General features: G+C 29.3%; 10 protein-coding genes and 1 pseudogene. All 11 read right to left on the bottom strand.

Annotated features, from left to right (window positions below; all coding sequences use genetic code 11):
* Positions 1-509, bottom strand: a 509-nt coding sequence (locus KGF46_RS19555) for a GTP-binding protein (protein ID WP_227862250.1), incomplete at its 3' end; no start/stop codon positions are given.
* A 73-nt stretch (positions 510-582) separates the two neighbouring features.
* Positions 583-1,230, bottom strand: a complete 648-nt coding sequence (gene sigH / locus KGF46_RS19550; protein WP_227437057.1) for an RNA polymerase sporulation sigma factor SigH — start codon at positions 1,228-1,230, stop codon at positions 583-585.
* A 64-nt stretch (positions 1,231-1,294) separates the two neighbouring features.
* Positions 1,295-1,822 carry an NYN domain-containing protein gene (locus KGF46_RS19545; protein ID WP_227437059.1) on the bottom strand — a complete coding sequence of 176 codons (528 nt, stop codon included), beginning with the start codon at positions 1,820-1,822 and terminating at the stop codon, positions 1,295-1,297.
* Positions 1,823-1,828: 6 nt separating this feature from the next.
* The gene (gene rlmB, locus KGF46_RS19540; RefSeq protein ID WP_227830460.1) at positions 1,829-2,563 is read right to left on the bottom strand and encodes a 23S rRNA (guanosine(2251)-2'-O)-methyltransferase RlmB; all 735 of its coding nucleotides are present in this window, start codon (positions 2,561-2,563) and stop codon (positions 1,829-1,831) included.
* Between the two features lie 12 nt (positions 2,564-2,575).
* Positions 2,576-3,334 (bottom strand): FAD-dependent thymidylate synthase, encoded by a 759-nt coding sequence (thyX, locus tag KGF46_RS19535; RefSeq protein ID WP_227841314.1) that lies wholly within the window; start codon positions 3,332-3,334, stop codon positions 2,576-2,578.
* A 105-nt stretch (positions 3,335-3,439) separates the two neighbouring features.
* Positions 3,440-3,835 carry a ribonuclease III domain-containing protein gene (locus KGF46_RS19530; RefSeq protein WP_227830458.1) on the bottom strand — a complete coding sequence of 132 codons (396 nt, stop codon included), beginning with the start codon at positions 3,833-3,835 and terminating at the stop codon, positions 3,440-3,442.
* Between the two features lie 2 nt (positions 3,836-3,837).
* Positions 3,838-5,235, bottom strand: a complete 1,398-nt coding sequence (cysS, locus tag KGF46_RS19525) for a cysteine--tRNA ligase (RefSeq protein ID WP_227483629.1) — start codon at positions 5,233-5,235, stop codon at positions 3,838-3,840.
* 141 nt (positions 5,236-5,376) lie between these two features.
* Positions 5,377-5,532 (bottom strand): hypothetical protein, encoded by a 156-nt coding sequence (locus KGF46_RS19520; protein ID WP_003421202.1) that lies wholly within the window; start codon positions 5,530-5,532, stop codon positions 5,377-5,379.
* A gap of 210 nt (positions 5,533-5,742) precedes the next feature.
* A complete protein-coding gene (gltX, locus tag KGF46_RS19515; RefSeq protein WP_227842892.1) occupies positions 5,743-7,224 on the bottom strand; it encodes a glutamate--tRNA ligase in 1,482 nt (493 codons plus the stop codon).
* A gap of 348 nt (positions 7,225-7,572) precedes the next feature.
* A pseudogene (locus KGF46_RS19510) lies at positions 7,573-8,166 on the bottom strand (RNA-guided endonuclease TnpB family protein).
* A 6-nt stretch (positions 8,167-8,172) separates the two neighbouring features.
* Positions 8,173-8,259, bottom strand: a complete 87-nt coding sequence (locus tag KGF46_RS20465) for a transposase (RefSeq protein WP_227830501.1) — start codon at positions 8,257-8,259, stop codon at positions 8,173-8,175.
* Between the last annotated feature and the right edge of the window lie 319 nt (positions 8,260-8,578).

Here is an 8,578-nt window from a genome sequence, read left to right as displayed (position 1 = left end):
GGAGTATCATCTCCTGGGAAATCATATTCTGTTAATAAATCTCTTACTTCCATTTCTACTAGTTCTAATAACTCTTCATCATCTACCATGTCACATTTGTTTAAGAATACTACTATATATGGTACACCAACTTGTCTTGATAATAGTATATGCTCTCTTGTTTGTGGCATTGGTCCATCTGTTGCTGAACAAACTAATATTGCTCCGTCCATTTGAGCTGCTCCTGTTATCATGTTCTTAACGTAGTCAGCATGTCCTGGGCAGTCAACGTGTGCGTAGTGTCTATTTGGAGTTTCATACTCAACGTGTGCTGTTGATATTGTGATTCCTCTTTCTCTTTCTTCTGGAGCTTTATCTATGTTTGCGAAATCTACTGCTTCTCCTAATTGGTATCTGTCATATAATGTTTTTGTTATTGCTGCTGTTAATGTAGTTTTACCGTGGTCAACGTGTCCTATTGTCCCTATATTAACATGAGGTTTTGTTCTTTCGTATTTAGCTTTAGCCATTTTGAATTTCCTCCCTTATCTTTCGATATAAATTAATTTTGCTCACAATAAGCTTATGGTAAGTATTTTACTATTAATCATTTCTGTTTTCAAGATGTTTTTCTAATTTTCTCTTAACCCTTTGTAAAGCGTTATCTATTGACTTTACATCTCTTTTAAGTTTGTCCGCTATGAACTGGTATGACTTTCCATTCAAATACAATTCTAGGACTTCTAATTCCAAGTCGCTTAATAATTCGTTCATCTTTGATTCTATATTTTTTAATTCTTCTTTACTAATTATAAGTTCTTCTGGATCTGTTACTATACTTGTAGCTATTATATCTAAAAGTGTTCTGTCTGACTCTTCATCATATATTGGTTTATTCAAAGAAACATATGAATTTAAAGGTATATGTTTTTGTCTTGTTGCAGTTTTTATAGCAGTTATTATTTGTCTTGTTATACATATCTCTGCAAAACATTTAAATGAATTTGTCTTACTTCCATCAAAATCTCTAACTGCCTTATAAAGGCCTATCATTCCTTCTTGTATTATATCTTCTTTATCTGCTCCAATTAAAAAATATGACTTTGCTTTTGCCTTTACAAAATTTCTGTATTTGGTAATAATATACTCTAGTGCTATCTTATCCCCTTCACTTGCTTTTAATACAATGTTATACTCATCTTGCTGACAATTGTCTATTAACTCATAACTTTTTTCTTTTGCTACCAACATGTAAATCTCCCCCATATATAAAACAAATTTATAGGTATATTATAGTCTAAAGAACCTAGTAATTTCAACGCTTTCTACGAATGTTCTCAAGTTTCGACAATGTTTCTTCATCTAACCTCTCCTCCAACCAATTTCGCTGAATTTTTTTCCTTAAACCGCTATTTTTTTCCTTCATTTTATTCTTGGAACGATCTAATTCTAACTTTAATTCTCTAGCAGACATTCTCATAGCACCTTTTCCTAAAATCATTTGTTGCTCTGCATAGTCATTAGTAGCTACTTTTACATCATCATATTTTGATAGAGAAGTTATAAATTTTTCTATATAACTATCTGCTGTTTGGTGCTCTCTTGTATAAACTATTGTTATGTGTTTTCTTTTTTCAACTTTTTCTCGGGAATTCTTAACATTATAAGCATCAAAAACTATTATAGTCTTATATCCCATAAACTCAGAGAATTCTATAATATCATCAATAAGTTTTTCTCGAGAATCTTCTAAATCCTCTTTAGCCAGTTCTTTTAAATTATCCCACGCATTTATAATATTATAGCCATCTATTATTAAGTAGTGATTTATGTTTCTTCTCATACTTATTTACTTTTTATCCAGTCTTTGTCTGAATATTTCATATAAAAGTATACCACCTGCTACAGATGCATTTAAAGATGTAACATTACCTATCATGGGCATTTTTACTATAAAGTCACAGTTTTGTTTAACCAATCTAGATATTCCAAAACCTTCACTTCCAATTACTACACCTAGAGGTCCTGTAAGATTTTGTTTATAAAAAGTTTCTCCATCCATATCAGCAGCTGCAATCCACAGCCCCTCATCCTTCAGTCTTTTTATTGTATTGACTATATTGGTTACCTTACAAACTGGCATATACTCTACAGCTCCAGCAGAAGCTTTTGTAACTACAGGAGTTATGTGCACAGACCTTCTTTTTGGGATAATAACTCCATGTGCTCCTACTGCATCTGCTGTCCTTATTATTGAACCTAGATTATGTGGGTCTGTTATTTCATCTAGTATAATAAAAAATGGGTCTTCATTTTTACTTTTTACTGAGTCTATTAACTCATCTAATTCATAATACTTATATTCACTTGCATAAGCTATTACACCTTGATGAGAATGACTTGTGCTTACTTCATCTAACTTATGTTTATCAACATATTGTATAATTATATTCTTTTCTTTTGCCATTCCTATTATTTTCTTAATTGAACCTTCTTTAGCTGAGTTTGCAATTAATATTTTATCTATCTCTCTATCACTCTTTATAGCTTCTATTACAGGATTTCTTCCTTCAATACTTGCCAAACTATTCACCACCTACAAGGATTTAAATTTTTCTCTAACTTGAACTATGTCACCACAAGTCATAGTTCCTTCTGGACAACTTCCATTTACACAGCTTGGACCAGTCTTTTTAAATAATATAGGAGCAACTTTTTTAACTTCTCTTAACATTTCTACAGCTAAGTTTCTTATTTCCCATTGTGCTCTTTCACAACATCTATGTTCAAAGAAATTAAATAAACTTCTAGCGTTTATAGTAAATACCATTTTTGTTTCACATGCATTTGGAAATACATATCTAGCATCCTCTATTGCTTTTTTCTCAGCTTGTCTCTTTGCTGTTTTCTCATTTTTTCCTTCTTTTATTAAGTCATTATAATGCTTATCAAATAATATCTCCACTAATTTGTCATAATCCTCTTGGTCCTTTTTCATTGAGTTGACAAATAACTCTTTTGCTTTTTCTATTTTTTCTATTTCAGGAGGAATTATGTACTCAAATTGGTCTAGTTTAACATATCTTTGACTTTGTTGTGAAAAACTAGCTATACGATGTCTAACAATTTGATGCGAACAAGCTCTTGAAATACCTTCTATTGAAAACGTAAAAGATGCATGCTCTAATATTGAACCATGCCCTATATTTAATAACATATTTAAAAATTTTTCTATACTTTCTTCTGTTAAGTCTTTTTCTATTTCGTCTGTCCCAACTGGTGAATAGCATAATTTAGCTGCCATAGCTATTACTTTTTCGGGTTCAGGTGTATGTGATATTAATTTTACTTTCATAAATTTTCGTCCTTTCTTATTACTAATTTCTATATATTTATTATACATTAGTTATAAAAAAAGTGTTGCCTTATTAATTATTATTAAGACAACACTCTTTAATATTTACATATCTCTTTCAATAATTTTGATTCCTTTATTGATAATATATTGAAGTCTCTCTATTTCATTATTCAAATACAAATATCCAACTAATGCTTCAAATCCAGTTGCATGTTTATAGTCTATAATATCTGCATTTTTAGGAGAAGTGTTTGATTTTTGATTTCTTCCCCTTTTATAAATTTTACTCTCTTCCTCTGTTAATTCACTTTCGATTTCATGAATTATTGACGCTTGAGCTTTAGCTTTTACATACTTTATGGCTAACTTATGCAAATCATTAACTTTTCGCTGTGTATTTTGTCTAATCAAGTGTTCTCTTATATATGTCTCATACACTGTATCACCTAAATATGCTAAAACTAGTGGTGACATAGTAACTAATTCAGTTTTTTCCATTTTTATACCCTTTTCCACTTAACACCTTGTCTTGTGTCTTCTAGTACAATTCCCATATCTAATAATTGTTGTCTTATATCATCTGCTAATTGGAATTCTTTATTTTTCTTTGCGTCAGTTCTCTTTTGTATTAATTCTTCAATGTCTTTATCTAACACAGTATCCTTTTTCTTATTTACAATATTTAATACTCCTGTAAGCTCATTAAATTCATCTAAACATTTCTTAGCTAACTCTAAAGAAGAGTTTTCGTCTACATTAGAATTTATCAACTTAGCCAACTCAAATATAATACTTACTGCATCTGCTGTATTAACATCATCATCCATAGCATCTATAAATCTTTGTCTAAAGTTATCTAATTCTTTAACAAGTTCTACTTCTTTTTCTGTTAGAGATGATTCTTTTAAATTACTTAATGTAAACTCTAATTTTTCTTTAGTATTATATAATCTTTCAAGACCAGCTTTAGCTTGGTTTAACATTTCATCACTAAAGTTTACTGGATTTCTATAATGTGCTGATAACATGAAAAATCTCACTATTTCTAAATCATATAGCTTTGATATATCTCTTACTGTAAAGAAATTACCTTTTGATTTACTCATTTTTTCATCATTTATATTTATATATCCATTATGCATCCAATATTTCGAGAATGTTTTTCCACTTCTAGCTTCACTTTGTGCTATTTCGTTTTCATGGTGTGGGAATGTTAAATCTTGACCACCTGCATGTATATCAATTGTCTCACCTAAGTATCTCTTAGACATAACAGAACATTCTATATGCCATCCTGGTCTACCTTCTCCCCAAGGACTCTCCCATCCTGGCTCTCCTTCTTTTTTTGCTTTCCAAAGAACAAAGTCCATAGGATGTCTTTTTTGGTCATTAACTTCAATTCTAGCTCCAGCCTCTAAATCTTCTTGTTTTTGGCCTGAAAGTTTTCCATATCCTTCAAATTTATTTGTATCAAAATAGACATCGCCATTTACTGCATATGCATATCCTTTATCTTCTAATTCTTTTATAAAATCTATAATTTGTTGTATATTATCTGTAACTTGAGGATGAACAGTAGCTCTCTTAATTCCTAATCCATCACAATCTACAAAATACTCTTTTATGTATTTAGTAGCAACTTCTTCTGGAGATATTCCTTCTTCGTGGCTTCTATTTATAATCTTATCATCAACATCTGTAAAGTTTTGTACATAAGTTACGTCATATCCTCTATACTCTAAATACCTTCTTAGAGTATCAAATATTATAAATGGTCTTGCATTACCTATGTGGATATAGTTATAAACTGTTGGACCACACACATACATTTTTACCTTTCCTTCTTCTAATGGAACAAATTCTTCTTTTGCTCTAGTTAATGTATTATAAACTTTCACACTCATCACCTCACTGTATTTTTATAAATTATTTTCTTAACATCATATATTATATTATAGTTGAAAATTGCAATAAATAATAGTACTACTATCATTTTTCATACTATCCTTCAAATTACATAATAATATTATCACTATTTTCTATTGTTCCTCTAAAAATATCTTTTTTTGAGAAGAACACTTTTCAAAAGTCTCTTCTGTAATCATTTTTTCGTCTTTTAACTTTTCTAAAATTGTAACATATTCTAAGCATAGCTCCTTTAATTCCTTTTTAACATCATCAATATTACTATACATAGTAATTACCCCCTTAATAATTAAATCAAACTAAAATAATAGATTACCTTCTTCTATGCTTAATATTTTTATTAGTTTATTATTTATATTTTTGCTTTGCTTTTTATATATTAAATTTATTGACCTAAATACCTTCATTTTGTTAGCCATATATTTTCACCAAATACTAACACAAAAAAAGTCCGCATCTAAATTAGCGGACTTTTATGACTATAATATATGATTTTTTACATAAGCTATTCTATTTAAGCAAGTTTCTTTTCCTAAAACTTCCATTACTTTTGGTAAATCTGGGCCATGCATTTGTCCTGTCAAAATTATTCTTGAGCCCATAAATAAATTTTTTCCTTTTATTTTATACTCTTTTTGTATCTCTTTAAGCATTGCTTGACCAAACTCAGCATTTAATATTTCTGCTTTTTCTATTTTTTCTTGTAAGGCATCTATTAAAGTAGGTATGTGTTCTAATTTTAAGAAGTCACTTCCTTCTTCAGTTTCTACCTCTACCTTATCTCCAAAGAATATACTCGCATGCTCAGTAACTTCTTTTACATATTGTAATTTTTCTTTAAGCACTGATATCATACTCTTTAAAAATTCATACTTACTAGTAGCTTCTGCTTCTGTTATAAATCCATCTTCTATTAAGAACGGTATAGCTAAATCCGTTAAGTAAGCATCATCACCATCTTTTATATAATGTTGATTAACCCAGTTTAACTTTTCAGTATCGAATACTCCTCCACTTTTAGATACTCTTTCCACAGAGAAAGCTTTTTCTAATTCTTCCATTGTAAATAACTCTTGATTATCTTCTGGAGACCAACCAACTAGTGCTACATAGTTTACTAATCCTTCTGGTAAATATCCTTTTTTCTTAAAATCTTCAACTGCTACATCACCTTGTCTCTTACTCAATTTTTTCTTTTCTTTATTAAGTATATTTGGTAAATGTACGAATACTGGTGCTTCCCATCCAAATGCTTCATATAAATAAACATGCTTTGGAGTAGATGATACCCACTCTTCGCCTCTTATAACATGTGTAATTTTCATTAAATAATCATCTACCACTACTGCAAAATGATAAGTTGGGAATCCATCTGTTTTCATTAAAACTTGGTCATCTAAATCATTAGTATTGAATTCCATGTCTCCTCTAACTAAATCTGTAAACTTAATTATATGATTTTCTGGTAATTTTAATCTTATAACATATGGTACTCCTGCTTTTATATTAGCTTCTATCTCTTCTTTAGAAAGTTTTTTGCAGTGACCATCATATTTAGCAGTTTCTCCTGCTGCCTTTTGAGCATCTCTTACTTCATCTAATCTTTCCTTTGTGCAGAAACAGTAGTAAGCCTTTCCACTATCTAAAAGTTGTTTTATATATTCTTGATATATATCTAATCTTTGAGATTGAATATATGGTCCATATTCTCCTTTTTGTATTACTTTTCCATTATCATCTAATATAACACCCTCATCATGATTAACACCAGCCCATTTCATAGCATTAAGCATATTCTCTATAGCACCTTCTACTAATCTACTTTGGTCTGTATCTTCTACTCTTAATATATATTCTCCGCCCATTTTTTTTGCAAATAAATAGTTATATAAAGCAGTTCTTAAACTACCTATATGTACAAATCCTGTTGGACTTGGTGCAAATCTTACTCTTACATTCATTTTTACTTCCTCCTGATATTTTATTCAATATAACTATAATATTAAACTAGTACATTGTTTTGCAAGTTTATTTTTAATCAAACTTAATAATAATATCCTTTTTATTTAAAAATACACATGTTTATTATATCAGAAAATACTAGGTTTAATTTCATAAATCTTTCTTTTAATCATTTTCTAAAAATTAAAGGTATCATTTATAACTATTCATAAATGTTTATTCTGAACCTCCCATAACTAAAGTCACAGGGTTCCTGCTTCATAGAATTTTGCATACTAAAATATGTCTTACCAATTCTCCACAGGCTATCCCCGTAGTTCCTACGGTTCTTACATAAGTTATCTATTTTAAACTGTTATTAGTCTTAATCCTTCTTTTAGTATATTTATACTTGCATTTATATCTCTATCGTGAGTTACATTACAACAAGGACAAATCCATTCTCTTATATTTAAATTCTTAATTTCCTCATTTTTGTACCCACATTTATTGCATATTTGTGAACTTGCAAAGAATTTACCTACCTTTACAATTTGTCTGCCATACCAATTAGCCTTGTATTCTAATTGACGAACAAATTCTGACCATGACACATCAGAAATTAAACGAGATAGTTTACGATTTCTAGTCATATTCTTTACTTGTAAATCTTCTATTTCTTTAAAGAATTTTTTATATGCGTTTTCTAACTCTTTTAAGGTGTTTTATAGTGAAAATTTGTCAGGTTCTTTAAGCCACTCTAATTCTTTTTTTAAATTAGTCAAATCAGAACTGCACTGCTTATAAGTAAAAGTTTCTTTATAGTTTTCATAAACTTCTATTCTTTTAGCAAGATATTTATTATATACAAATCTACAACATCCAAAAGTTTTGTTAATTAACTCTTGCTGTTTTTTATTTGGATACATTCTAAACTTATAAGCTTTTTCCACTATTACCACCTCACTTTACTTGTTTTTTCTGATTATATTAATTAAATCTTCTTCAATTTCATTTGTTAATACTGGATGTCTATATTTTACACACCATACTATATGGTACTAAATATACATATCCTCGAGTCACTTCCATTTTTCATCACTCATCATAATATTAACATGTGTAATTATTTAAAATAAGTTTTTTAAAGGTTTTTATATTTGTTTTTAAATAACATATATAAGAACCGCAAATCTTAACTTTTATCATTTTTGAGGTTGTCGTTCACATAAGTTCACTACTACCTATGCAGTTCTCTTATGAATTTTTTCTACTTTCATAACTTTCACACTTAGGTTTTATTTCATCCTTATGTTTTAGTTTGGTTAGCTTTAGGGGTTTCCAGCAATTCAAGTAGTATTGGATAGGTTCTAT

The sequence above is a fragment of the Clostridioides sp. ZZV14-6153 genome (genome assembly GCF_020657855.1).
In the GTDB taxonomy this organism is placed as follows: Bacteria; Bacillota; Clostridia; order Peptostreptococcales; family Peptostreptococcaceae; genus Clostridioides.
Note: the sequence above shows the minus strand (reverse complement) of the source record. Positions and strands in the feature narration are given on the sequence as shown.

Coding starts and splice junctions, on each gene's coding strand:
- sigH (WP_227437057.1), bottom strand. CDS start 1,230: ATGTTGGTAGCAAAAGAAAAAAGTTATGAGTTAATAGACAATTGTCAG.
- KGF46_RS19530 (WP_227830458.1), bottom strand. CDS start 3,835: ATGGAAAAAACTGAATTAGTTACTATGTCACCACTAGTTTTAGCATAT.
- thyX (WP_227841314.1), bottom strand. CDS start 3,334: ATGAAAGTAAAATTAATATCACATACACCTGAACCCGAAAAAGTAATA.
- KGF46_RS19545 (WP_227437059.1), bottom strand. CDS start 1,822: ATGAGAAGAAACATAAATCACTACTTAATAATAGATGGCTATAATATT.
- KGF46_RS19520 (WP_003421202.1), bottom strand. CDS start 5,532: ATGTATAGTAATATTGATGATGTTAAAAAGGAATTAAAGGAGCTATGC.
- gltX (WP_227842892.1), bottom strand. CDS start 7,224: ATGAATGTAAGAGTAAGATTTGCACCAAGTCCAACAGGATTTGTACAT.